Genomic DNA, 23,761 nt, shown 5'->3' on the forward strand with positions numbered 1-23,761 from the left:
GCCCTCGCACGCAGGCTCGCTCCCACAGTCATTGGGGCTGAGGCTACAATCGGTTCCTTTTCCCGGAGCAGATGCCCATGAGCGTTTCCCACCGCCGCCCGGTTCCCCTGAACAAAGCCTACCGCCTGCTCAACCACGGCCCGACCGTGCTGGTCAGCGCCGCCCACGGCGGCCAGCGCAACATCATGGCCGCCGCCTGGGCCATGCCGCTGGACTTCGAACCGCCGAAGGTGGCGGTGGTGCTCGACAAGTCCACCTGGACGCGGCAACTGCTGGAAGCCAGCGGCACCTTCGTGCTCAACGTCCCTTGTGCGCTTCAGGCCGACGTCGTGCAGACCGTCGGTTCGACCTCCGGGCTTGAGATCAGCCAGGCCCAGGGCCGGGACAAGTTCCAGGCCTTTGGCTTGCAGACGTTCGAAGGCGAACAGGTGCAGGCGCCGATGCTCGACGGCTGCGTGGCCTGGCTGGAATGCCGGCTGCTGCCGGAGCCGCACAACCATGACCGGTACGACCTGTTTCTCGCCGAGGTGATCGCCGCCCAGGCGGACGAACGTGTGTTCAGCGACGGCCGCTGGCACTTCGACGGTCAGGACGGTTTGCGCACGCTGCACCATGTGGCCGGCGGGCACTTCCTGAAGATCGGCGACCCGGTGGACGGCAAGGCGCTCAAGGCCTAAAGGCGGATATGGTTCTTCACGTGGGCACGGCTCGGCTGCGGCAGCAGAAAGTCGTGCAGCAGTGACACCCAGGCCGACAGCACCAGGGTCATGATGCCCAGCACGGCGTTGGCCAGCCACTGCTTGAGGGCCACGGGCTCCACTTCGATGAACGGTGCGATGATCAGGAAGCCGACGATGGCCCCCAGTCCGGTGCGCAGCAGCGTGAGGAAGCTGGTGCCGACCTCGGCGGTCACCTGGTAGATCGACTCGAAGCGCTCCCGCATGCGGTCTGTCTTGAGCCGGTACAGTTTCTTGTGCAGGCACACCAGGCTGTAGATCAGCAGCAGGCACACGGCGTGGTCGATCACCGGGGTGCTGGCCAGCAGGGCCTGGAGCATGGCATGCAGCTCCGAGGGACGGGTCGAGTGCATCAGCAGCGGCACCGTCCCCAGCAGGAAACCGACGATCAGCTCGGTTCTGAAACGCCGCAGAAACCTTCCGAAATCCGCGTATGAATTGCTCTGCCAGCGGTTGCTCATGGAATGCCGTGCCTTGTGCAGTTGAAGATGTAACACCTTAAATCAACGGCTTCAGGGCGGATGTCTGACGCTTCTTCGGATGTTGCAGGGCATTTCTCCACGTGGTGTGAGCAGAGCGCCGGGAACGGCCCTTGACCGGTTCTTTTCCCGGACCCGTTGCCGTCATGTCCGGGGCTGGCGGGAGCGAACCGCTCCCGCTCGACGGCGCAGCAGTCGCCGTGAGGGAACCTCAGTCCTTGAGCGGAATGTACAGCTCGACCACGCTGCGCGGATCCATCGGGCCGAAGAAGCGCTCGCCGCAGTATTCGAACTCGATGCCTTCGGCCGGGGCCATGCCGGCGGCGGGCAGCCATTCGCTGTAGGCCGCACGGAAGGTCTCCGGCAGCGTGGTCACCGAACCGTGGTGCTCGACGCGGGCGTACGGGCGGGCGGGAATGTGCAGTTCCACCATCCCGTCGGGCAGGTGGGCGCCGCTGCCCACCGGGAGCCCGGCGACGTACCGCCACTGACCGTCCGCCAAAGGCTCGCACACGCCGAAGGTGCCGACCGGCTCGCGCAGGCGGTCGATCTCGGGCTCCCTGGGTTCAAAGCGATCCCACATTTGCGCGATCGAACCGTCCTCTCCTTGCTGCCAGCTCATGCCCATGATCCGCAGCGCGGGGTAGGCGACCCGTTCGGGCGCCTGCAGGGCCGGCAGTCCGCGATCCGGCTGTGCGAGGTAGCGAGTCAGCTGGCCCAGCACGTTTTCGCTGCGCTGCAGTTCCGCGCGCAAGTGCCGGGCGTGGGCTTCGAGGGTCTCGCGCATCGCGCCGACGCTGTCGAGCCCGCCGCCTGCGGCCAGCGAGCGGATGTCCTCCAGCGCTAGGCCAAGGCCCTTGAGCCAGAGGATCCGGCCGAGGATGACGATCTGCTCCGGGCGATAGTAGCGGTAGCCGTTGTCGCGCCCGGTGAGCGCCGGGCTGAACAGCCCGATGCTGTCGTAGTGGCGCAGGGTCTTGGTGGTGAGCCCGTGGCAGCGGGCCATTTGTCCGATGGTCAGCATGAATCTCTCCTGTTTGGCTGCTCGGGACTCACGCTAAAGCCTGCCCCAAGGGCAAGCTCAATCCCCCAACGCCTCGCCTTCACGGCGCGGATCCGCCCCGCCCTCGAAAGAGACCTTTCCTTGCGCATCCTTGACCCGCACGATGGCCTGGGTGCCGCTGGTCATGTCGATCTCGTTCACCGCGTGCCCCTGGGCCTTGAGCGCCTGGATCAGGGCCGGGCTGAACTGGCCTTGCTCCAGTTCGGTGGGCCCGTTGCGGCTGCCGAAGTTGGGCAGGCTGATGGCGTCTTGGGCGTCGAGGTTCCAGTCGAGCAGGCCGACGGTGGTCTTGGCCACGTACTCGATGATCTGCGAGCCGCCCGGGGAGCCGACCGTGGCGACGAACCCGCCGCTGGCGCGGTCGAAGATCAGGGTCGGCGCCATCGACGAGCGCGGGCGCTTGCCGGGCTCGACGCGGTTGGCGACTTTCTGCCCGTTCTCCTCGGGGATGAACGAGAAGTCGGTCATCTGGTTGTTCAGCAAGAAGCCTTGGACCATCAGGTGCGAGCCGAAGGCGGCCTCGATGGTGGTGGTCATGGAGATCGCACCGCCGAAGTCATCCACCGCCACCACTTGCGAGGTGGAGATGCGCAGCGGCGAACGGTCCGGCGCATAGGCCACCTGTACCCCTGGCGGGTTGCCCGGCCGGGCGCTGCCCATGCTGCGCTCACCGATCAGGCCGGCACGTGTGGCCAGGTAGCCCGGATCCACCAGGCCCTTGACCGGCACCGGCACAAAGTCGGTGTCGGCCACGTATTGCGCACGGTCGGCGTAGGCGAGGCGTTCGGCCTCGGCGATCAGGTGCACGGCTTCAGGCGCAGGCTCAATGCCTGCGGGCAGGTCGGTCTTGCGGGGCTTGAGCGGCGTCAGCGCCAGGCGCGGGTCGCGGGTCTCGAGGGCCTGCAAGGTGCCGAGGATCTGCGCCACGGCAATCCCGCCCGAGGACGGCGGCGGCATGCCGCAGACCTGCCAGCGCTTGTAGTCGGTGCACAGCGGCGCGCGCTCCTTGGCCTGATAGCGGGCGAGGTCGTTCAGCGACAGGCTGCCGGGGTTGGCGTGGCCCTGGACCTTGGCGACGATCTCTTCGGCGATCGGGCCCTTGTACAGGGCGTCGGCGCCTTCGTGGGCGATGCGCTTGAGCACGGCGGCCAGTTCGGGATTGCGCAGGCGTGTGCCGACGGCCTTGACGCTGCCGTCGGCGTTGAGGAAGTACCTGGCCATGTCCGGCGACTGGCCGATCGCCGGGTCAGACGCCAGCAGCGAATGCAGTCGGGGGGACAGGGCGAAGCCGTCCTCGGCCAGCTTGATCGCCGGTTCGAAGAGCGTCGCCCACGGCAGGCGACCGTGCTGCCGGTGCGCCAGCTCCAGCGCCCGCATCACCCCGGGCGTGCCGACCGAGCGCCCGCCGATCTGCGCCTGGGGGAACGGCATCGGTTTGCCGTCCGCTTGCAGGAACAGCTTCTCGGTGGCGCCGGCCGGCGCGGTTTCACGCCCGTCGTAGGTGCGCACCTGCTTGCCGTCCCACAGCACGATCATCGCACCGCCGCCGATGCCCGAGGATTGCGGCTCGACCAACGTCAGCACCGCCTGCATCGCGATTGCCGCGTCGACGGCCGAACCGCCCTTGCTCAGCATCTCCCGGCCGGCTTCGGCGGCCAGCGGGTTGGCGGCGGCCGCCATGTGCCGGCTGGCGTGGCTGGCCTGCAGGCCGGTGCGGTAGCCGGAGGCGGCTTCCGGTGCCTGGGGCAAGGTCGATGCGGGCGGGGCGTTGCAGGCGGCGAGGGTGAGGGCGCTGACGATCAGGCTCAGGGCAGGCAGGCGAAAACGGCTCAGGGGCAGGGCTGGAAACACGCGGGCTTCTCCGTCCGTGGGGTGAAAAGACTGACGGACTGTATCGGCCGACCGTACGGGACGCAAACCGCCGGGTACTTTCTCCTTCAAGCCCCGGTGGATTTTCTGTAGGGTCGAAGGCACACGAGACGCCAGAAAACCTACAAGAGGCCTCCATGGACAACGCATTTGCCACGCACACCGGCTACCGCCTTCAGCGCGAACGCTTTATCGCCGCCGCGAACATCGCCGGGGCGACCCTCTTCTCTTACGCGCATCCGCTCAACGGGCCGTTCGGCGAGTCGTTGAGCACCGATGTCGCGGTGCTGGGCGATCCCCAGTCCGAGCGGCGTCTGGTGGCCATCAGCGGCACGCACGGGGTGGAGGGCTACTACGGCTCCGAGTGCCAGATCGACTGGCTGAAGCGGTTCACGCCCGACCAGTTGCCCAGGGACGTCGCCGTGGTGATGGTGCACCTGATCAACCCGTGGGGCACGGCGTGGCTGCGCAGGGTCAACGAGGACAACATCGACCTCAACCGCAACCACCTGGACTTCTCCCGGCCGTTGCCGGACAACCGGGCCTATGCGGCGCTGCACGGGATCTATGCCTGCACGCAGCTCGACGGCCCTGAGCGGCAGCGGGCCGATGCCCTGCTTGACGCGCAGATCGCCGAACACGGCTGGCCGGCGGTGATGTCGATCGTCGAGGGCGGCCAGCACAGCCACCCCGACGGATTGTTCTATGGCGGGCGGGAACCGGCCTGGTCGAACCGTACGTTGCACCGCATCGTCCAGCAGCACCTGGCGGGTGCCGAAACCGTGATGTGTTTCGACCTGCACACCGGCGCGGGCGAGTACGGCCACCCGATGCTGCTGACCATCACCCAAGGCCCTTACCCTGCGCTGGCCCAGGCTCAATCGGTTTACGGTCCGTGGCTGTACACCCTGCACACCGGCGCCGATACCCTGAGCGAAACCGGCGTCGCGGCGACGGCCACCGGCTACACCTCCCAGGCGCTGCTCGATGCGCTGACGGGCGTGCGGATGATGCCGTTCGTGATCGAGTGCGGCACCTACCCGGGGGCGCAGGTGCACCGGCATCTGCGCGACGACCACTGGCTGCACCTGCACGGCGATCCGCTCAGTGCGCAGGGGCGCAAGATCAAGCTCAACCTGCTGGAGCAGTTCTACCCGGCGGATCCGGACTGGCGGGCGATGGTGGGATTGCGCACCCGGCAGATCTGGGCGAAGGGGTTGGCGGCGCTGGGCGAGTGATGCCCGGCACTTTTCTCGGGGCATGAAAAACGGCTGTTCTTATGTGTAATTGCTGATTTTCTTTGTCATGGGTCATTCCCGGTGAAGGTCGATGTGTTTTGTGGGCGTACTGCCCCTTAAACTGTCGACCTACGCCGTGCGCCTCAAATGCTCAGGCGCTTCTAAATCCAGACAATCCTCGCGCTGCTCGCCAGTCCTTTACGATTTTGGTTACGCCCTCCGGGGAGTTATCGGCCCCGGCCTCTGGGTAATAGATCAAGTCCGACCCGGCCGGGTGTTCGCTGATTTTCTCGAAGTGCAACAGCAGCAAATCGGCGCGATCATCGTTCTCGGCTTCTGCATCCTCTTGGGCGAGTTCCTTCAGCAGCGCGACGAACTCGGCCTCGGTGTACTCTGAAAAGCTTTTTTTCAGTAATGTGTCTGTCATGGCTGACCTACTGGTTCCGATGAATATCGATGTGGTTTCGTGGTGTGTTGACTCGTAGATTATCTACGTCGTAAACGTTGCCACCCTCGGATACTTTTTCGAGATGATGAAGTTCGTAGGATCTTCTACCTCCCACACTTTCGGCGTTGCGTACACGTGGTGCTTTACCTTTACGCATACGGCCAACGCTTTGTTCGATGAACTGACCCGCCGCGGCTGACTCCGAGACAGCTTTCCAAAAGGCTGTTCTGAACGAGTCGAAACTTTGGAATTCGCGTCCTCTAAGCGCGTCAGCCACGTCCGTTGGAATTGGTACTCCCACTCCAGAGCCCGCTCCGATGAGCCAGGTTCCAAATACATCCTCACCCAGCCCCGTCACCGTCCCCGGCGTCAGTCTCGCCGGCTTGGAAAACACCACATACAGCGATTTCAGCCCGGTCTCTGCCGGGAACACCAGAATGCAGTCCTCGGCAGTCACATCCTCGCCGGGCAGGCCTTCTATCTGGCTGTCGGTGTTCTCGGGAATCGGGTGAACGAGGATTGTACCCAGTTGCTCCGCGTGTTCCGGATAGATCAGCGGCGGCAATGACCCCAGGGGCCCGCGCTGCGGCGTCCACAATATCGTGATGCCGTTGAGACTGGCCTCCATCGCTGTCTTGTCGCTGTTCCACTCGACCTTGACGGTGCGCACCGAGTCATCGCCCGAGGCGCCGGTATGGATGCCGTAGACCTGCATGACGCCTTCGGCATCGCGCCGGAACTGGAAACGCACGCGGGTAGTGGCGCGGGTCATGCGGCGCAACTGTTCATCGGTATGAAGAGTGCCGTCGCCCATCCTGGCCGGGAGCATTCCGAGGATGAACACACTCGCCGGGCCGCCTGCACCGCGTACCGCCCAGTTGAGGCGCTGCTGCAAGATGCCGCCGCCTGCCATGCGCCCCAATGCCAGATCAGCGCCGAGTGCCGTTGCTACCGCGCTGCTGGCGGACGGAAAGAGCATGGCGCCCGCCACCATGACCTTGCCGAAGTTGGAGGAGGGTTCCGCTGCCGTGCCGACATCCGTACGGCACCAGTTGTTCGCCGTGCAGGATTTGGCGAACACTTGATCTTCAGGGGACTTGGGCGTCGGCCATTCATCCTTTTCGATGTACACCGGCTCAGGCGGCGGTGGCGGGCTCCATGTGGCCCATGAGTAAACATCATTGCGACGTTTGCGAAGCCATTCATCATCGAAGAGAGGTTTGAATCGAGCCACGGCAACTCCCTGTATGGCTTGAATCGAGCCAAGGGAGCTTGTCGGTCAATGGGGGAGGCGGGCAAACCGACGGGGAGCGTTTCAGGCGCCTGATTTCACGAAAAATCCAGTTCGTACCAGGAGGGTGCTGGTTTCCCTACAGTGCTTTCCTGGACTGCGGCTTTTCTCGGGGCATAAAAAAACGGCCTACCTTTCGGTAAGCCGTTTTTAGTACTTGGTGGCTACACAGGGACTTGAACCCCGGACCCCAGCATTATGAATGCTATGCTCTAACCAACTGAGCTATGTAGCCAAGTGGCGCGCATTATTCACCCGTAATGCAGATGCGTCAAGCGCGAATTCAAAATATTTCTTCTTATTTTCAACCGCTTAACCCGCCAGGCCCGAAAAACGGGGGGAGGAGGGGTCAGCGCAGCTGAAATCTCGCGGTGTTGGCGCTCAGCGCACGGCTGCCTTCGCTCAGGGTGTCGGCCGCCAGATTCACCGCCCGCGCCCCTTCGAGCAGGCGCAGCGCCGCCTGATCGACCTGCTGGATGTTGCCGCTGACCTCATCGGCGGTGCTTGCCTGTTCGTCGACCGCCGTGGCGATCTGCGCCAGGGTGTCGGTGACGCTCTGCACGGCGCTGGCGATCTCGCCCAGGCGTTCGCCCAGGCCGGTGACCGCCTGGGCGTCCGATTGCGCCTGGCCGCAGGCGGCTTCCATCAGGCTCACCGCTTCGTCGACAGTGGTGCGCAGGCTGTCGACCGTCCCCGCGATCTGCGCCGTGGACGACTGCGTGCGCTGCGACAGGCTGCGCACCTCGTCGGCCACCACGGCGAAGCCGCGGCCCTGCTCGCCGGCGCGGGCCGCCTCGATGGCGGCGTTGAGCGCCAGCAGGTTGGTCTGTTCGGCCACGCCGCGGATGGTGTCGACCACCAACTGAATCTGCTGCCCCTGTTCGCTGACCCGGCCCAGCGCCGCCGCCGTTTCGTTCAGCCGCTGATTGAGCTGCTGGATGCTGGCGGTGGTGCGCTGGCTGTCGCGGCTGCTGTCGGCGGCGATGCGCCGAGTGTGCTGGGCACTGCCGGACGCCTGCTCGCAGCTCTGTGCCACGCCCTGGGAGGTTGCGGCCAGTTGGGTGGCCGCTGCGGCGATCTGGCTGATCTGCGATTGCTGCGCCTCGACTTCGCTCAAGGCGCCGCTGGAGTGGTCGTTGAGGCTGCGCACGGCCTGGCTCAACTGCGCGGTCTCGTGATCGACCCCCAGCAGGCTGCCGCGCAGCTGCACCACCGCGACGTTGAGCGCGGTGCTGATCGACGCCAGTTCGTCGCGGCCCTGCACCGCCACTTGCAGGCTCAGGTTGCCGTCGCGCAGGGCTTCGGCGAGCAGGGTGATGCCGCTGGCGCTGCGGCGGATCGAGGCCTGCAGGCAGAGGAACAGGTACAGCGCCAGCAGCAACAGGCAGCCGAACACCGCCGCCACGACGATGAACTGGCGGATGGCCGAGCCGTGGTAGTCGTCCAGCCGCCCGTCCAGCGAGACCAGCGATTGCTGGCGCAGCGTCGCCAGGTTGCCGAGCAGGGCGTCGAGGCTGCGTTCGAAGTCGTCCGGCTTGAGGTTGATGCTGCCGCCGAACACGCCGTCGTCCAGCACCTTGAGGCCGGTGTCGAGCTGCTTGAGGCTGTCGTGGTACTGCGCGGCCCATCCTTGCAGGTCGCTCGGCAGACGCGCCTCCAGCAGGCTGGCGGTCTTCACCAGTTGCTCGCGGGCGTCGCCGATGCGGCTGCGCAGGTCACGCAACTGCAAGCGGCTCTGCAGGGTGAACTGACCGGACACCACCGAGGCCTGCCCGACCGCCGCCAGGCGCCCGACCCGTTCGATCAGGTCCGGCGCATGCTGGGTGGAAATCTGCGTCAGCAGGTAAGTCTCCAGCCACGGCGCCAGGGTCAGGCGGTTGTCCATGGCGATCTGTTCCCGCAATGCCTGAAGGGCGCTGAGGGCGTTGGTGAAGCGGTCGTAGCCGTCCGGCCACCAGCCGACGCTGCCCAGGCTTTTCGAGTCCAGGCCGCCCAGCGCGGTCTGCAGGGCCTGATAGCGGGCCAGGGTTTCGCCGCCGGCGCCTTCAGCCTGCAAGGCATTGCCCAGCTCGGTGGTGGCCTGTGCGACGGCAGGCTGCACGCCATCGAACGCGGCCATCGCAGCGAGGGTGGCGGGCGTCGGCTGGCGGTTGGTTTCCGTGGCGCGCCAGCGGGCGGCGCGGTCGCGTTGGGCGGTGAGCAGGTTGTCCAGCGCGTCGAGGGCCAGCAACTGGCGGACGCCGGCCCGTTCGCCGGCGATGAGGTTGAGCCTGTCGCGGTAGTCCTGGCCGATCATCAACAGGCTGCCGGCCAGCGGCAGGATGAACAGCAGAAACAACAGCTGGAATTTGCGGGCGAAACCAAAGCGCCCCAGCAAACCGATCCCCGGCGATAAAAAAGCCTGCATGCCCCATGACTCCTCTGGACACCGCGCACCATCGGCGTGCGTCGCGGTCGTCGCGACCTCGACCGGTGCCCTGCTAAAAGGCCTCGAAAGTTCACTCTCGCCCGCTCTGTGGGCCGGCTCTGTAGCGAAACTTCCCATTCTCGGTTCCCTTTGTAAGGGGCCGCGTTCAAGGGGACAGACAAGGCAAGATTCAGACCATGGCGTTGAGCTATCACCGTTGCGGCGATGAACGATTAGTTCGTTAGCTGGCTAAGGGGATGGCGCTTGCGCACCGAAAAATGGCACATTGGCGCACCTGCCTGCGTGCACCCATCCGCTGTCCGGAAATTCCCATGGCCATCAGCAACGTCCAGCCCGCCGCTTCGGCGCCGGCGTCTCCCCAAAGCAGCCCACTGGTGATGCGCATCATCGGCGCCGTGGCGCTGGCGCATTTGATCAATGACCTGATCCAGTCGGTGTTGCCGTCGATCTACCCGATGCTCAAGGCCAACTACGGCTTGAGCTTCACTCAGGTCGGCCTGATCACCCTGACCTTCCAGTTGACCGCCTCGCTGCTGCAGCCGTGGGTCGGTTACCACACCGACCGCCATCCGAAACCGTGGCTGCTGCCGGCCGGTTCCGTGTGCACGCTGGTCGGCATCGTGATGATGTCGATGGTCGGCAGCTTCCCGTTGATCCTGCTGGCGGCGGCGCTGATCGGCATCGGCTCTTCGACCTTTCACCCTGAAGCCTCTCGTATCGCACGGCTGGCGTCGGGCGGACGCTTCGGACTGGCGCAGTCCACTTTTCAGGTCGGCGGCAACGCAGGTTCGGCATTCGGTCCGTTGCTGGCGGCTGCGATCATCATTCCCTTTGGCCAAGGCAACGTGGCGTGGTTCGGGCTGTTCGCCATGTTTGCGCTGTTCGTGCTGTACCGCATCAGCCGCTGGTACGCCGATCACCTGAACCTGTTCAAGCTCAAGGCCGGCCAGGCGGCGACGCACGGATTGTCGAAGGGCAGGGTGACCGGTGCGCTGGTGGTGCTCGGGCTTTTGGTGTTCTCCAAGTATTTCTACATGGCGAGCCTGACCAGTTACTTCACCTTCTACCTGATCGAGAAGTTCGACCTGTCGGTGGCCAGCTCACAGCTGCATCTGTTCCTGTTTCTCGGCGCGGTGGCGGCGGGGACGTTCTTCGGCGGCCCCATCGGCGACAAGATCGGGCGCAAGGCCGTGATCTGGTTCTCGATCCTCGGCGTGGCGCCGTTCACCTTGCTGATGCCCCATGTCGACCTGTTCTGGACCAGCGTCTTGAGCGTGGTGATCGGCTTCATCCTCGCCTCGGCGTTCTCGGCGATCGTGGTGTACGCCCAGGAGCTGGTGCCGGGCAACGTCGGGATGATCGCTGGGGTGTTCTTCGGGCTGATGTTCGGTTTCGGCGGGATCGGCGCGGCGCTGCTGGGGCACCTGGCGGACCTCTACGGCATCGAGCAGGTGTACCTGCTGTGCTCGTTCCTGCCGTTGCTCGGGGTGCTGGCGATCTTCCTGCCGCGCACGAAGAAGGCCTGATTCCGGGCCAGCAGGAATCGCGGGTGTCGGCAGAGTGGGCGGCCGCCACCCATCCTGTGGGAGCTGGCTTGCCAGCGATAGGGCCGGCACTGCTGGCATCTCTGTCGCCTGACCTGCCGCCATCGCTGGCAAGCCAGTTCCCACAGGGTTCCTTGGCGAGTGACAGGCACAAAAAAGCCGCGTATCGAACGCGGCTTTTTCATGGGCGCTGTGTGTTACACGTTGAAGCGGAAGTGCATCACGTCGCCGTCTTTGACGATGTAGTCCTTGCCTTCCAGGCGCCATTTGCCGGCTTCCTTGGTGCCGGCTTCGCCCTTGTACTGGATGAAGTCGTTGTAGGCGATGACTTCGGCGCGGATGAAGCCTTTCTCGAAGTCGGTGTGGATCACGCCGGCGGCCTGCGGCGCGGTGGCGCCCACGCGTACGGTCCAGGCGCGGACTTCTTCGACACCGGCGGTGAAGTAGGTCTGCAGGTGCAGCATTTCGTAGCCGGCGCGGATCACGCGGTTCAGGCCAGGCTCTTCCAGGCCCAGGGCCTCGAGGAACATGTCCTTCTCTTCGCCGTCGTCCAGCTCGGCGATTTCCGCCTCGATCTTGTTGCACACCGGAACCACCACGGCGCCTTCTTCTTCGGCGATGGCCTTGACCACGTCCAGGTGCGGGTTGTTCTCGAAGCCGTCTTCAGCGACGTTGGCGATGTACATGACCGGTTTGGTGGTCAGCAGGTGGAAGCCCTTGATGATCGCCTTTTCCTCGGCGCTCATGTTCTTCATCAGGCTGCGCGCAGGCTTGCCTTCGGTGAAGTGCGGGATCAGCTGTTCCAGCAGGGCTTTCTGCGCCACGGCGTCCTTGTCACCGCCCTTGGCGTTGCGGGCGACCTTCTGCAGTTGCTTCTCGCAGCTGTCGAGGTCGGCGAAGATCAGTTCCAGGTCGATGATCTCGATGTCGCGTTTCGGATCGACGCTGTTGGAGACGTGGATCACGTTCTCGTCTTCGAAGCAGCGCACCACGTGGGCGATGGCGTCGGTCTCGCGGATGTTGGCCAGGAACTTGTTGCCCAGGCCTTCACCTTTCGATGCGCCGGCCACCAGGCCTGCGATGTCGACGAATTCCATGGTGGTCGGCAGGATGCGCTTCGGATTGACGATTTCCGCCAGCGCGTTCAAGCGCGGATCCGGCATCGGCACGATGCCGCTGTTCGGCTCGATGGTGCAGAAGGGGAAGTTCTCGGCCGCGATCCCGGACTTGGTCAGGGCGTTGAACAGGGTGGACTTGCCGACGTTAGGCAGGCCGACGATGCCGCAATTGAATCCCATGGTGTTTCCCCTCGGATAAGAGTCAGGCCTTCTGGCTGTGCAGGTTTTTCATCGCGCGGTTCCATTCTCCGGCGAGGATATCCGGCAGCACGCCGAGGGCGAAGTCGATGCTGGCGTCGAGCTTTTCCTGTTCGGCGCGCGGCGCACGACCCAGGACGAAATTCGACACCATGCTGGCCACGCCCGGGTGGCCGATGCCGAGCCGCAGGCGATGGAACGTGTTCTGATTGCCCAGTTGCGCAATGATGTCGCGCAACCCGTTGTGACCGCCATGGCCGCCGCCCTGCTTGAGCTTGGCGACGCCCGGAGGCAGGTCGAGTTCGTCGTGTGCCACCAGGATCTCTTCGGGCTTGATGCGGAAGAAACCGGCGAGTGCCGCCACGGCCTGGCCGCTGCGGTTCATGTAGGTGGTGGGAATCAGCAGACGAACGTCCTGACCTTGATGCGAATAGCGTGCGGTCAGGCCGAAATACTTGCGGTCGGCCACGAGGCTGACGCCTTGTGCGTGGGCGATGCGCTCAACAAAAAGGGCCCCTGCGTTATGCCGGGTCTGTTCGTATTCGGCGCCTGGATTACCCAGGCCGACGATCAGTTTGATGGCAGTCACGATAGGGGCCCTTCTATGGAGTGGTGGATGTCATCGCCGCAGCTCGTGCATGCGGCGAAAACGGACGAAAGATGCGCATTTACCTGGGATGTAAACTCCGCGTTCTCGCCCGCTTTCTCGCTACGCTTAAGTCCGCGATGTTCCGCCCGCTCCGGCAAGCAGAGTGAAATTACTCTGCTGCGCCTTCTGCAGCTTCTGGAGCAACACGTGGAGCGTGAACGTTGGCGACAGCCAGGTCGTTGCCATGAGCCAGTGCCACGAACTCAACGCCTTTGATGGCCTTGATGTCGGACAGGTGGATGATGGTGCCGACTTCGGCCTTGGCCAGGTCAACTTCGATGAACTCAGGCAGGTCTTTGGCTTCGCACGAAACTTCGATTTCAGCCACGACGTGGGAGATCTCGCCGCCTTTCTTGACTGCGGCTTCTTCGTTGATGAAGTGAACCGGTACTTTGGCGGTCAGTTTCTGGCCGGCAACAACGCGCACGAAGTCAGCGTGCATGATGAACTGCTTGGCTGGGTGACGCTGCAGGGCCTTGACGATGACGTTCTGCTTGGTGCCGTCGACGTTCAGCTCGATCACGTGGCTGAAGGCAGCTTCGTTTTCGAACAGCTTGGTGATTTCCTTGGCCAGGATGGTCAGGGACTGAGCGTCCTTGTTGCCACCGTAGACAACGGCCGGGATGTTGGCGGCGTGACGCAGGCGGCGGCTCGCACCTTTCCCCAGGTCAGTACGCGCTTGTGCGTTCAGGGTGAAATCAGTCATTTCATATCTCCAAAATAGCCATCACCGAGTGGCGTTTGCGACCAGCGCCAAACACGGTATGGGCAAAAAAGCCCCGCCCCGGACAGGAATGCCGGGGCGGGGCGCTTTTCGTCAACAGGACATTTCGAGAAGGGCAGGGCCCTTAACGGAACATCGCGCTGATCGATTCTTCATTGCTGATGCGGCGAACCGCTTCGGCAACCACCGGTGCGATATCCAGTTGACGGATACGCGCACAGGCTTGTGCTGCAGCGGACAGCGGGATGGTGTTGGTCACCACCAGCTCGTCCAGCACGGAATTCTCGATGTTCTCGATGGCCCGGCCCGACAGCACAGGGTGTGTGCAGTAGGCGAAGACCTTGGCTGCGCCGTGCTCTTTCAGGGCCTTGGCCGCATGGCACAGGGTGCCGGCGGTATCGACCATGTCATCGACCAGGATGCAGGTGCGACCTTCGACATCGCCGATGATGTGCATCACTTCGGAGTGATTGGCTTTTTCACGGCGTTTGTCGATGATCCCGAGATCCACGCCCAGGGATTTGGCAACGGCCCGTGCACGCACGACGCCGCCAATGTCCGGGGACACGATCATCAGGTTCTCGAAGCGCTGGTCTTCGATGTCATCCACCAGAACCGGGGAGCCGTAGATGTTATCTACCGGAATATCGAAGAAACCCTGAATCTGGTCAGCGTGCAGGTCAACCGTGAGCACACGGTCGATGCCGACGACGGTGAGCATGTCAGCGACGACTTTCGCGCTGATGGCCACACGTGCGGAACGCGGACGGCGATCCTGACGGGCATAACCAAAGTAAGGGATAACAGCAGTGATACGAGTAGCCGAGGAGCGGCGGAAGGCATCAGCCATCACTACCAGTTCCATCAGGTTATCGTTGGTCGGAGCGCAAGTCGGCTGAATAATGAAGACGTCTTTACCGCGAACGTTTTCATTGATCTCGGCAGTGATTTCGCCGTCGGAAAACTTACCGACAGAAATGTCACCGAGAGGGATATGCAGCTGACGTACGACACGCCGAGCCAGATCGGGGTTAGCGTTCCCCGTAAAGACCATCATCTTGGACACGCGCAGTACCTGAAGGCTGAGGGTATACCTGGATGAGTATAGGAAAATGGCAGGGGCGGCTGGATTCGAACCAACGCATGGCAGGATCAAAACCTGCTGCCTTACCGCTTGGCGACGCCCCTGTATCTGTTGCTGCAAGTGCCGTGCACTTGGTTCCGTTAGAGCAGGCTCTGTAGCTTGCGATGCAACATCGAAACGTTGCTGCCTTTGGCTACAAACCCTGTAAGGGTCTCTGTCAGAAGGGCCGAGACTTTATCAGCTTCAGCTTTGCTTGGGAAGCCCCCAAACACACAACTTCCAGTTCCGGTGAGTTTTGCTTCGGTGAAATTACCTAGCAAATTCAATGCGTTACGTACTTCTGGATAACGCCTTGCAACCACCGGCAAGCAGTCATTTCGACTGTTTCCCTCGGGAACGGGGCGCACTTTAATGGGCGGTGTGTTACGTGTCAACAACGGATCGGAAAAAATTTCTGCCGTACTTACAGAGACTTGCGGAACCAGCACGACGTACCAGGGTTCTGCGGGCTCGACCGGGGTCAGTTTTTCGCCCACGCCTTCGGCGAAGGCGGCATGGCCGCGCACGAACACCGGGACGTCGGCGCCCAGCGACAGGCCGAGGCCGGCCAGGCGGTCTTCGTCCCAGCCCAACTGCCAGAGATGGTTGAGGCCCAGCAGGGTGGTGGCCGCGTTCGAGCTGCCGCCGCCGATGCCGCCGCCCATCGGCAGGATCTTGTCGATCCAGATGTCGATGCCCAGCGTGCAGCCGGACTGCTCCTGGAGTTTCTTCGCCGCGCGCACGATCAGGTTGCTGTCGTGGGGCACGCCGTCGAATTCGGTGTGCAGGCGGATCACGCCGTCGTCGCGCACGGCGAAGGTAATCTCGTCGCCGTAGTCGAGGAACTGAAAGATCGTCTGCAGTTCGTGGTAGCCGTCGTCGCGGCGGCCGAGAATGTGCAGCATCAGATTGAGCTTGGCCGGCGACGGCAGGGTCAGGCGAGGTGCGCTCATGTTCACAGCCCCAGCTTGCGCGGTTGCCAGGTCTTGATGACCAGGGTCACGTCCAGATCGGTGCCGTGCAGCTTGATCCGCTCCGGCAGCCAGAAACCGTTCTGTTCGGCATAGCTCAGGTACTCGACCTGCCAGCCGTCCTGATCCAGGCTGGCCAGGCGGCTGTCGGCGTCGAGGGTCAGGCGGCTCTTGCTGTCCGGCGCCGGCAGGCCGCGCACCCACCAAGCCAGGTTCGACACCGGCAGTTTCCAGCCCAGTTGCTCTTCGAGCAGGGCTTCCGGCGACTGTGCGTCGTAGCGGCCCTGGTTGGCGACCTCCAGCGAAACCTTGCCCGGCCGCCCGGTCAGGCGCGCCGCGCCGCGGCCCAGCGGGCCGGACAGGCGGATGTCATAGTAGTCCTGGCGCTGCAGCCAGAACAGCGTGCCGCTGCCGGAGTCCTTCGGCGCGCGGATGCCGATCTTGCCGTCGATCTGCCAGCCGTCGAGCCCGGTCAGTTGCTGCTTGTGCTCGCGCCATTGGGCCGGGTTGCCGTGGCCTTCGACCGATTCACGGGCGCCGAAGCCTGCGCAACCGGCGAGCAGGGCGATGAAGCTGAAAACGATGAGGTGGCGCAAAAACATGGGTTATAGGGTCTCGGATCCGGTCAGGCGCTTGATGGTGCTGCGCAGGATGGTGCTGTCGGGCTGATCCTTGAGGAACTTGCCCCAGATCTGCTTGGCTTCGCGCTGGTTGCCCTTGGTCCACAGCACCTCGCCCAGGTGCGCGGCCACTTCGTGGTCGGGGAAACGCTCCAGCGCCTGGCGCAGGTAGCGCTCGGCTTCGTCGAGGTTGCCCAGGCGGAAGTTGACCCAGCCGAGGCTGTCGAGCACCGCCGGGTCTTCCGGGTTGAGCTGGTGCGCCTGTTCGATCAGGGTCTTGGCTTCGGCGTAGCGGGTGGTGCGGTCGGACAGGGTGTAGCCCAGGGCGTTGAGCGCCATGGCGTTGTCCGGGTCGCGCTTGATGATCAGGCGCAGGTCCTTTTCCATCTGCGCCAGGTCATTGCGCTTTTCCGCCTGCATGGCGCGGGTGTAAAGCAGATTGAGGTCGTCCGGATACTGCTGCAGGGCTTGCTGCAGGGTTTTCCAGGCCTTGTCGCCCTGGTTGTTGGCGGACAGGGTCTCGGCCTCGATCAGGTACAGCTGGATCGCGTAGTCCGGCTGTTCGTCGCGCTGGACGGCCAGTTTGCTCAGGGCTTCGGCGGTCTTGCCGTTGTTCATCAGGATGTCGGCCTGGCGCAGCTGCGCCGGCAGGTAGTCGTTGCCCGGGCCGACCTGGGCGTACTCGATCAGGGCGCCTTGCGGGTCGTTGCGTTCCTCGGCGATGCGGCCCAGGTTCAGGTGCGCCGAATCGACATGGCTTTCCCGGGCGATCAGGTCTTCCAGGTAGCCCTTGGCCTCTTCCCAGGCCTTGGCCTCCAGGCACACCAGCGCCAGTGAATAGCGCAGTTCGTCGTCTTCGGGGTATTGCTGCACGAGGGAGGAGAACTCGGCCTTGGCGTCGTCCATCCGGTCCTGCTCGACCAGCATCCGCGCGTAGGTCAGGCGCAGGCGCTTGTCGTCCGGGTATTTGCGGATGCTCTTCTGCAACAGCGGCAGGGCCTCGTCGCCGCGGTTCATGCCTTGCAGCAGACGCGCGCGCAGCAGGATCGGGGCGATTTCGCCGTCCTCCGGCGGATTGTCCTCCAGCAGGGTCAGCGCGCCTTTGTTGTCGCCGTCCTGCTGCAGCAGCAAGGCCTTGCCGAAGATCAGCTGGTTGTTGTGCGGGTGACGCTGCAGCAGCCGGTCGAAGCTTTTCATCAGGCCGTTGCGGGTTTCCTGGTCGGTGTCGGCGGCCGACAGCGCCAGGAAATCGAAATGGGTGTCGCCCTTGCCCTGCAGGACTTTCTCCATGTAGACCATCGAGTCGTCATAGCGCCCGGCCCGCGCCAGCTGCACGGCGGCGGCACGCTGCGCCTCAAGGTCGTCCGGGGCGTTCTTCGCCCAGATCAGGGCGGTGTCGAGGGCCGGCTGGTCCGCGCCCAGGTACTCGGCGATGCGGAACGCCCGCTCGGAGACGCCCGGATCCTGGGTGTTGATGGCCTGGGTCACGTAGTTGTCCAGGGCGATGTCGAACCGGTTGCGCTGGCCGGCGAGTTCGGCGCTCAACAGGCTGAAGACGGTTTCCTCGCTGAACGAGCTGTAGACCTTGGCCTTTTCGGGCGCCGGGGCCGTGTCTTCGACCGGCGGGGTGCCGTCCGTCGAAACGGGGGCCAGGGACTGGCAGCCGCTGAGGAAGGCAATAGCGAGGAACAACGCGGAAGATCTATTCATATGGGGGAAGTGGCGACTAACCTGCGGTCGGATCATCATGACACAAGCCTTCGGCCAAACATAACCGAGTCTCGATTGTGGCCATTATAGGGGCCGGCAATGGAGACAATAGTCGGCGGTAGTTGTTCTGGATCTTTCGAAGTAGGACAATTGCCGGCTTCACGTCACCATCAGCGACCTTGAATGGCCTTCCTCGCACTCGGTATCAACCACAAGACTGCTTCAGTAGACGTCCGCGAGCGCGTGGCCTTTACCCCTGAGCAGCTGGTCGAGGCCCTGCAGCAGCTCTGCCGGCTCACCGACAGCCGCGAAGCGGCGATCCTCTCCACCTGCAACCGCAGCGAACTCTATATAGAACAGGATCACCTGTCGGCGGAGATCGTGCTGCGCTGGTTGGCCGAATACCACCAATTGAGCTTCGACGAGCTGCGCGCCAGCGCCTACGTGCATGAAGACGATGCGGCCGTTCGTCACATGATGCGCGTCGCCTCCGGGCTCGACTCGCTGGTGCTGGGCGAGCCGCAGATCCTGGGCCAGATGAAGTCGGCCTACGCCGTGGCCCGCGAGGCCGGCACCATCGGCCCGTTGCTGGGGCGCCTGTTCCAGGCGACGTTCAATGCCGCCAAGCAGGTGCGCACCGACACCGCCATCGGCGAGAACCCGGTGTCCGTGGCCTTTGCCGCCGTCAGCCTGGCCAAGCAGATCTTCAGCGACCTGCAGCGCAGCCAGGCCTTGCTGATCGGCGCCGGTGAGACCATCACCCTGGTCGCCCGCCACCTGCACGAGCTGGGGGTCAAGCGCATCGTCGTGGCCAACCGCACCCTGGAGCGCGCCAGCCTGCTGGCCGAGCAGTTCGGCGCCCACGCGGTGCTGCTGTCGGACATCCCGGCGGAGCTGGTGCGCAGCGACATCGTCATCAGTTCCACCGCCAGCCAGTTGCCGATCCTGGGCAAGGGCGCGGTGGAAAGCGCGCTGAAGCAGCGCAAGCACAAGCCGATCTTCATGGTCGACATCGCCGTGCCCCGGGACATCGAGCCGGAAGTGGGCGAGCTGGACGACGTCTATCTCTACAGCGTCGACGACCTGCACGAAGTGGTCGCCGAGAACCTCAAGAGCCGCCAGGGCGCTGCCCAGGCCGCCGAGGAGATGGTCTCGGTCGGCGCCGACGATTTCATGGCGCGCCTGCGCGAACTGGCGGCGGTCGACGTGCTCAAGGCCTATCGTCAACAGAGCGAGCGCCTGCGCGACGAAGAGCTGCAGAAGGCCTTGCGCTCGCTGGCCAACGGCGGCAACGCCGAAGACGTGCTGGGCCAGCTGGCCCGGGGCCTGACCAACAAACTCCTGCACGCGCCGAGCGTGCAGTTGAAAAAGCTTTCTGCCGAAGGCCGCGTCGATGCGCTGGCCATGGCCCAGGAACTCTTTGCCCTTGAGGGCTCACCGGATAGCTTTTCGGATAAAAAACCGCAATGAAAGCGTCACTGCTCAATAAGCTGGAGACTCTCCAGGAACGTTTCGAGGAACTGACGGCGCTGCTGGGCGACGCCGAAGTCATTTCCGATCAGGCCAAGTTCCGCACCTATTCGAAGGAATACGCGGAAGTCGAGCCGGTCGTCGAGGCCTACAAGAAGCTGCTCAGCGTGCAAGGCGACCTCGAAGGCGCCCAGGCGCTGCTCAAGGACAGCGACCCGGACCTGCGCGAAATGGCCGTGGAAGAAGTCCGCGAAGCCAAGGAGCGACTGGTGGTTCTTGAGGCCGACCTGCAGCGCATGCTGCTGCCCAAGGATCCGAACGACGGACGCAACGTGTTCCTGGAGATCCGTGCCGGCACCGGCGGCGACGAAGCGGCGATCTTCTCCGGCGACCTGTTCCGCATGTACTCGCGCTATGCCGAGAAGCGCGGCTGGCGCGTGGAGATCCTCTCGGAGAACGAGGGCGAGCACGGCGGCTACAAAGAAGTCATTGCCCGGGTCGAAGGCGACAACGTCTACGGCAAGCTGAAGTTCGAGTCCGGCGCCCACCGTGTGCAGCGTGTGCCGGCCACCGAATCCCAGGGCCGCATCCACACCTCGGCCTGCACCGTGGCGGTGCTGCCGGAGCCGGACGAGCAGGAAGCGATCGAGATCAACCCGGCGGATCTGCGCGTGGACACCTACCGTTCCTCCGGGGCCGGCGGTCAGCACGTGAACAAGACCGACTCGGCGATCCGCATCACCCACTTGCCGACCGGCATTGTGGTCGAATGCCAGGAAGAACGCTCCCAGCACAAGAACCGCGCGCGGGCGATGGCCTGGCTGTCGGCCAAGCTCAACGACCAGCAGACCGCCGCCGCCGCCAGCGCCATCGCCAGCGAGCGCAAGCTGCTGGTGGGCTCCGGCGACCGTTCCGAGCGCATCCGCACCTACAACTTCGCCCAGGGCCGGGTCACCGACCACCGCGTCAACCTGACCCTGTATTCCCTCGACGAGATCCTCGCCGGCGGCGTCGAAGCGGTGATCGAACCGCTGTTGGCCGAATACCAGGCTGACCAGCTCGCAGCGATAGGTGAATAAATGACCATCATCGCCAGCCTGCTGCGCGCCGCCGAACTGCCCGACTCGCCCACCGCCCGCCTGGACGCCGAGCTGCTGCTGGCCGCCGCCCTGGGCAAGCCGCGCAGTTTCCTGCACACCTGGCCCGAGCGCATCGTGCCGAGCGAGGTGGTGCTGGTGTTCACCGAATACCTGCAACGCCGCCGCAGCGGCGAGCCGGTGGCCTACATCCTCGGTCAGCAAGGGTTCTGGAAACTCGACCTGGAAGTGGCGCCGCACACCCTGATCCCGCGCCCGGACACCGAGCTGCTGGTGGAGGCCGCCCTCGAATTGCTGCCGGCGACCCCGGCCAGCGTCCTCGACCTCGGCACCGGCACCGGCGCCATCGCCCTGGCCCTGGCCAGCGAGCGCCCGGCCTGGCAGGTCACCGCCGTGGACCGCGTGCCGGAGGCCGTGGCCCTGGCCGAGCGCAACCGCCAGCGCCTGAACCTGAGCAACGCCAAGGTGCTGAGCAGCCATTGGTTCAGTTCGCTGCAAGGCCAGCGCTTCGGGCTGATCATCAGCAACCCGCCGTACATCCGCGCCGCCGACCCGCACCTGGCCGAAGGCGATGTGCGCTTCGAGCCGGCCAGCGCGCTGGTGGCCGGCGCCGACGGGCTCGACGACCTGCGCCTGATCGTCGCCCAAGCGCCGCAGCATCTGGAGGCCGGTGGCTGGCTGATGCTCGAGCACGGCTATGATCAGGCCGAGGCCGTGCGCGACCTGCTGCTGACCCGCGGTTTCGAAGACGTCCACAGCCGCACCGACCTGGGCGGCCACCAACGGATCAGCCTGGGGCGCCTGCCGTGCTGAATGATCAGGAATTGTTGCGCTACAGCCGGCAGATCCTGCTGCAGCACGTCGACATCGACGGCCAGCTGCGGCTCAAGGACAGCCGGGCATTGATCGTCGGCCTCGGCGGGCTCGGCGCGCCGGTGGCCCTGTATCTGGCGGCGGCGGGTGTCGGCGAGCTGCACCTGGCGGACTTCGACACGGTCGACCTGACCAACCTGCAACGCCAGATCATCCACGACACCGACAGCGTCGGCATGACCAAGGTCGACTCGGCGCTCAAGCGGCTGGGGGCGATCAACCCCGAGATCCGCCTCGTGCCGCACCGCCAGGCCCTGGACGAGGATTCCCTCGCCGCAGCGGTGGCGGCGGTGGATCTGGTGCTCGACTGCTCCGACAACTTCTCCACCCGAGAGGCGGTCAACGCCGCTTGCGTGGCGGCCCGCAAGCCGCTGGTCAGCGGCGCGGCGATCCGCCTCGAAGGGCAGCTGTCGGTGTTCGACCCGCGCCGGGCCGAAAGCCCCTGCTACCACTGCCTCTACGGGCACGGCAGCGAAGCCGAACTGACCTGCAGCGAGGCCGGCGTGGTCGGGCCGCTGGTGGGCCTGGTCGGCAGCCTTCAGGCGCTGGAGGCCATGAAGCTGCTGGCGGGGTTCGGCGAACCGCTGGTGGGGCGGCTGCTGTTGATCGATGCGCTGGGTTCGCGGTTCCGTGAGCTGCGGGTCAAGCGCGATCCGGGCTGCAGCGTGTGCGGTGCGCCGCATGCGTGAGGCCCCGGTCGCGGTGTTCGACTCCGGCGTCGGCGGCTTGTCGGTGCTGGCGGAGATCCAGCGTCTGCTGCCCGGCGAATCGATCCTGTACTTCGCCGATTGCGGCCACATTCCCTACGGCGAGAAAACCCCGGAATTCATCCGTCAGCGTTGCGCCCTGATGGCCGCCTTCTTCCGCGAGCAGGGCGCCAAGGCGTTGGTGCTCGCCTGCAACACCGCCACCGTGGCCGCCGTGGCCGACCTGCGGCGGGACTTCCCCGACTGGCCGATCGTCGGCATGGAGCCCGCCGTCAAGCCGGCCGCCGCCGCCACCCGCAGCGGCGTGGTCGGTGTGCTGGCCACCACCGGCACCCTGGCCAGCGCCAAGTTCGCCGCACTGCTCGACCGCTTCGCCACGGACGTGAAGGTCATCACCCAGCCCTGCCCGGGCCTGGTGGAGCTGATCGAAGGCGGCGACCTGCACAGCGACGCGCTGCGCCGGATGCTGCACGGCTACGTCGAGCCACTGCTGGCCGCCGGCTGCGATACGATCATCCTCGGCTGCACCCATTATCCGTTCCTCAAGCCGATGCTCGCGACCTTGCTCCCCGCGGACATCAGCCTCATCGACACCGGCGCCGCCGTGGCCCGGCAACTCCAGCGGCTGTTGGCCGAACGCGGCGCGCTCGCCGAGGGGCCGAGCCGGCCGGCGCGGTTCTGGACCAGCGGCGATCCGCAGGCCTTCAGAACAGTCCTGCCATTGCTGGGGCAAACGTCTGACGATGTGCAAAGCTTGGGTTTGTAAGAAATTTGTGTAATAACCGAAAAATAAGCTGAACTTCAGTTTAAGCGCGGACTTCTATAGCGTTGAGTCACATAACAACCATACGACCGTTCGGAAAAGGATGTTTCAAGTGAAGCGACTATTCTGCTTGGCCGCGATTGCGGCTGCACTGATGGGGCACAGTTTTACCGCACAAGCCGCCGGCGTCGAGTTCGGGGTCGGGGCGACCAGCGATTCGACCATGACCTATCGCCTGGGCATGAACTTCGACTGGGACAAGAGTTGGCTGCAGAGCGATGTCGGTCGCCTGACCGGCTACTGGAGCGGCGCCTACACCTATTGGGAAGGCGACAAGACCTCCAGCAACAACAGCCTGTCGTTCTCGCCGGTGTTCGTCTATGAGTTCGCCGGCCAGTCGGTCAAGCCGTATGTCGAGGCGGGGATCGGCGTCGCGGTGTTCTCCAACACCAAGTACGAGGACAACAACATCGGCGGCGCCTTCCAGTTCGAGGATCGCTTCGGTTTCGGCCTGCGCTTCAACGGCGGGCATGAGGTCGGGATCCGCGCGACGCACTACTCCAACGCCGGCCTTGCCAGCAGCAACGACGGGGTAGAGAGCTACTCGCTGCATTACACGATGCCGCTGTAGGTTCCCGAGC

The 23,761-nt window shown here is 64.6% G+C and carries 22 protein-coding genes and 2 tRNA genes; 9 read left to right on the forward strand and 15 right to left on the reverse strand.

Features of this window, described 5'->3' with window-relative positions; genetic code table 11:
* Nucleotides 1-77 precede the first annotated feature (77 nt).
* On the forward strand, nt 78-677 hold the full coding sequence (locus tag CAG33_RS25620) for a flavin reductase family protein (protein WP_085641021.1): 600 nt from the start codon (nt 78-80) through the stop codon (nt 675-677).
* Here the strand turns inward: CAG33_RS25620 and CAG33_RS25625 are convergent.
* The 3 genes from CAG33_RS25625 to ggt all read right to left on the reverse strand — a co-directional run bounded on the left by CAG33_RS25625 (nt 674) and on the right by ggt (nt 4,130).
* Entirely contained in the window at nt 674-1,198 is a 525-nt protein-coding gene (locus CAG33_RS25625) for a hypothetical protein (protein ID WP_085584685.1), read from the reverse strand. The two genes, CAG33_RS25620 and CAG33_RS25625, sit on opposite strands and share 4 nt — an antisense overlap.
* A gap of 229 nt (nt 1,199-1,427) precedes the next feature.
* Nucleotides 1,428-2,240 carry a MerR family transcriptional regulator gene (locus CAG33_RS25630; RefSeq protein ID WP_085641023.1) on the reverse strand — a complete coding sequence of 271 codons (813 nt, stop codon included), beginning with the start codon at nt 2,238-2,240 and terminating at the stop codon, nt 1,428-1,430.
* Between the two features lie 57 nt (nt 2,241-2,297).
* Nucleotides 2,298-4,130: a gamma-glutamyltransferase gene (gene ggt / locus CAG33_RS25635; RefSeq protein ID WP_085641025.1), complete on the reverse strand. Its 1,833-nt coding sequence runs from the start codon at nt 4,128-4,130 to the stop codon at nt 2,298-2,300.
* Between the two features lie 155 nt (nt 4,131-4,285).
* Here ggt and CAG33_RS25640 point away from each other — a divergent pair, with 155 nt between their 5' ends.
* Entirely contained in the window at nt 4,286-5,386 is a 1,101-nt protein-coding gene (locus tag CAG33_RS25640; protein ID WP_085641027.1) for a DUF2817 domain-containing protein, read from the forward strand.
* 151 nt (nt 5,387-5,537) lie between these two features.
* Here the strand turns inward: CAG33_RS25640 and CAG33_RS25645 are convergent, their stop codons facing one another.
* The 4 genes from CAG33_RS25645 to CAG33_RS25660 all read right to left on the reverse strand — a co-directional run bounded on the left by CAG33_RS25645 (nt 5,538) and on the right by CAG33_RS25660 (nt 9,532).
* A complete protein-coding gene (locus CAG33_RS25645; protein WP_085641029.1) occupies nt 5,538-5,813 on the reverse strand; it encodes a bacteriocin immunity protein in 276 nt (91 codons plus the stop codon).
* 7 nt (nt 5,814-5,820) lie between these two features.
* Nucleotides 5,821-7,068, reverse strand: coding sequence for an S-type pyocin domain-containing protein (locus CAG33_RS25650; RefSeq protein ID WP_085641031.1), 1,248 nt, complete (start codon nt 7,066-7,068; stop codon nt 5,821-5,823).
* A 215-nt stretch (nt 7,069-7,283) separates the two neighbouring features.
* Nucleotides 7,284-7,360 (reverse strand) — tRNA-Met (locus CAG33_RS25655).
* A 114-nt stretch (nt 7,361-7,474) separates the two neighbouring features.
* Nucleotides 7,475-9,532: a methyl-accepting chemotaxis protein gene (locus tag CAG33_RS25660; protein ID WP_085584697.1), complete on the reverse strand. Its 2,058-nt coding sequence runs from the start codon at nt 9,530-9,532 to the stop codon at nt 7,475-7,477.
* A 332-nt stretch (nt 9,533-9,864) separates the two neighbouring features.
* Between CAG33_RS25660 and CAG33_RS25665 the strand changes: the two genes are divergently transcribed.
* Complete coding sequence (locus tag CAG33_RS25665) at nt 9,865-11,079, forward strand: MFS transporter (RefSeq protein ID WP_085584699.1); 1,215 nt, start codon at nt 9,865-9,867, stop codon at nt 11,077-11,079.
* A gap of 215 nt (nt 11,080-11,294) precedes the next feature.
* Here the strand turns inward: CAG33_RS25665 and ychF are convergent, their stop codons facing one another.
* The 8 genes from ychF to CAG33_RS25705 form a co-directional block, all read right to left on the reverse strand.
* The gene (gene ychF, locus CAG33_RS25670; protein ID WP_085584701.1) at nt 11,295-12,395 is read right to left on the reverse strand and encodes a redox-regulated ATPase YchF; all 1,101 of its coding nucleotides are present in this window, start codon (nt 12,393-12,395) and stop codon (nt 11,295-11,297) included.
* A gap of 22 nt (nt 12,396-12,417) precedes the next feature.
* A complete protein-coding gene (pth, locus tag CAG33_RS25675; RefSeq protein WP_085584703.1) occupies nt 12,418-13,002 on the reverse strand; it encodes an aminoacyl-tRNA hydrolase in 585 nt (194 codons plus the stop codon).
* Nucleotides 13,003-13,171: 169 nt separating this feature from the next.
* The gene (locus CAG33_RS25680) at nt 13,172-13,768 is read right to left on the reverse strand and encodes a 50S ribosomal protein L25/general stress protein Ctc (RefSeq protein ID WP_085584705.1); all 597 of its coding nucleotides are present in this window, start codon (nt 13,766-13,768) and stop codon (nt 13,172-13,174) included.
* 142 nt (nt 13,769-13,910) lie between these two features.
* Complete coding sequence (locus CAG33_RS25685) at nt 13,911-14,852, reverse strand: ribose-phosphate pyrophosphokinase (RefSeq protein WP_003171603.1); 942 nt, start codon at nt 14,850-14,852, stop codon at nt 13,911-13,913.
* Between the two features lie 47 nt (nt 14,853-14,899).
* Nucleotides 14,900-14,974 (reverse strand) — tRNA-Gln (locus CAG33_RS25690).
* Between the two features lie 36 nt (nt 14,975-15,010).
* A complete protein-coding gene (ispE, locus tag CAG33_RS25695) occupies nt 15,011-15,862 on the reverse strand; it encodes a 4-(cytidine 5'-diphospho)-2-C-methyl-D-erythritol kinase (RefSeq protein ID WP_085584707.1) in 852 nt (283 codons plus the stop codon).
* Nucleotides 15,863-15,864: 2 nt separating this feature from the next.
* A complete protein-coding gene (lolB, locus tag CAG33_RS25700) occupies nt 15,865-16,482 on the reverse strand; it encodes a lipoprotein insertase outer membrane protein LolB (protein WP_085584709.1) in 618 nt (205 codons plus the stop codon).
* A gap of 3 nt (nt 16,483-16,485) precedes the next feature.
* On the reverse strand, nt 16,486-18,210 hold the full coding sequence (locus CAG33_RS25705) for a tetratricopeptide repeat protein (RefSeq protein ID WP_085584711.1): 1,725 nt from the start codon (nt 18,208-18,210) through the stop codon (nt 16,486-16,488).
* Between the two features lie 183 nt (nt 18,211-18,393).
* Between CAG33_RS25705 and hemA the strand changes: the two genes are divergently transcribed.
* From hemA to CAG33_RS25735, 6 genes are all read left to right on the forward strand, one after another.
* Nucleotides 18,394-19,680 carry a glutamyl-tRNA reductase gene (gene hemA, locus CAG33_RS25710; RefSeq protein ID WP_085584713.1) on the forward strand — a complete coding sequence of 429 codons (1,287 nt, stop codon included), beginning with the start codon at nt 18,394-18,396 and terminating at the stop codon, nt 19,678-19,680.
* Entirely contained in the window at nt 19,677-20,759 is a 1,083-nt protein-coding gene (gene prfA / locus CAG33_RS25715) for a peptide chain release factor 1 (RefSeq protein ID WP_085641033.1), read from the forward strand. Before hemA ends, prfA begins: the two co-directional genes overlap by 4 nt.
* The gene (prmC, locus tag CAG33_RS25720) at nt 20,760-21,590 is read left to right on the forward strand and encodes a peptide chain release factor N(5)-glutamine methyltransferase (RefSeq protein ID WP_085584717.1); all 831 of its coding nucleotides are present in this window, start codon (nt 20,760-20,762) and stop codon (nt 21,588-21,590) included.
* Complete coding sequence (locus CAG33_RS25725; protein ID WP_085584719.1) at nt 21,584-22,339, forward strand: molybdopterin-synthase adenylyltransferase MoeB; 756 nt, start codon at nt 21,584-21,586, stop codon at nt 22,337-22,339. The genes prmC and CAG33_RS25725 overlap by 7 nt, the downstream gene beginning before the upstream one ends.
* Nucleotides 22,332-23,123, forward strand: coding sequence for a glutamate racemase (murI, locus tag CAG33_RS25730; protein WP_085584721.1), 792 nt, complete (start codon nt 22,332-22,334; stop codon nt 23,121-23,123). Before CAG33_RS25725 ends, murI begins: the two co-directional genes overlap by 8 nt.
* A 109-nt stretch (nt 23,124-23,232) precedes the next feature.
* A complete protein-coding gene (locus CAG33_RS25735; protein ID WP_085584723.1) occupies nt 23,233-23,751 on the forward strand; it encodes an acyloxyacyl hydrolase in 519 nt (172 codons plus the stop codon).
* Nucleotides 23,752-23,761: the final 10 nt, after the last annotated feature.

This window comes from Pseudomonas sp. B3(2017) (genome assembly GCF_002113595.1).
Lineage (GTDB): Bacteria > Pseudomonadota > Gammaproteobacteria > Pseudomonadales > Pseudomonadaceae > Aquipseudomonas > Aquipseudomonas ekonensis.

What these genes read in the sequence shown, in the direction of transcription:
- hemA (WP_085584713.1), top strand. Translation starts at nt 18,394, where the DNA reads ATGGCCTTCCTCGCACTCGGTATCAACCACAAGACTGCTTCAGTAGAC.
- prmC (WP_085584717.1), top strand. Translation starts at nt 20,760, where the DNA reads ATGACCATCATCGCCAGCCTGCTGCGCGCCGCCGAACTGCCCGACTCG.
- CAG33_RS25645 (WP_085641029.1), bottom strand. Translation starts at nt 5,813, where the DNA reads ATGACAGACACATTACTGAAAAAAAGCTTTTCAGAGTACACCGAGGCC.
- CAG33_RS25625 (WP_085584685.1), bottom strand. Translation starts at nt 1,198, where the DNA reads ATGAGCAACCGCTGGCAGAGCAATTCATACGCGGATTTCGGAAGGTTT.
- ispE (WP_085584707.1), bottom strand. Translation starts at nt 15,862, where the DNA reads ATGAGCGCACCTCGCCTGACCCTGCCGTCGCCGGCCAAGCTCAATCTG.
- CAG33_RS25705 (WP_085584711.1), bottom strand. Translation starts at nt 18,210, where the DNA reads ATGAATAGATCTTCCGCGTTGTTCCTCGCTATTGCCTTCCTCAGCGGC.
- CAG33_RS25665 (WP_085584699.1), top strand. Translation starts at nt 9,865, where the DNA reads ATGGCCATCAGCAACGTCCAGCCCGCCGCTTCGGCGCCGGCGTCTCCC.
- ychF (WP_085584701.1), bottom strand. Translation starts at nt 12,395, where the DNA reads ATGGGATTCAATTGCGGCATCGTCGGCCTGCCTAACGTCGGCAAGTCC.
- CAG33_RS25620 (WP_085641021.1), top strand. Translation starts at nt 78, where the DNA reads ATGAGCGTTTCCCACCGCCGCCCGGTTCCCCTGAACAAAGCCTACCGC.
- CAG33_RS25680 (WP_085584705.1), bottom strand. Translation starts at nt 13,768, where the DNA reads ATGACTGATTTCACCCTGAACGCACAAGCGCGTACTGACCTGGGGAAA.
- CAG33_RS25660 (WP_085584697.1), bottom strand. Translation starts at nt 9,532, where the DNA reads ATGCAGGCTTTTTTATCGCCGGGGATCGGTTTGCTGGGGCGCTTTGGT.
- prfA (WP_085641033.1), top strand. Translation starts at nt 19,677, where the DNA reads ATGAAAGCGTCACTGCTCAATAAGCTGGAGACTCTCCAGGAACGTTTC.
- lolB (WP_085584709.1), bottom strand. Translation starts at nt 16,482, where the DNA reads ATGTTTTTGCGCCACCTCATCGTTTTCAGCTTCATCGCCCTGCTCGCC.
- CAG33_RS25630 (WP_085641023.1), bottom strand. Translation starts at nt 2,240, where the DNA reads ATGCTGACCATCGGACAAATGGCCCGCTGCCACGGGCTCACCACCAAG.
- CAG33_RS25640 (WP_085641027.1), top strand. Translation starts at nt 4,286, where the DNA reads ATGGACAACGCATTTGCCACGCACACCGGCTACCGCCTTCAGCGCGAA.
- murI (WP_085584721.1), top strand. Translation starts at nt 22,332, where the DNA reads ATGCGTGAGGCCCCGGTCGCGGTGTTCGACTCCGGCGTCGGCGGCTTG.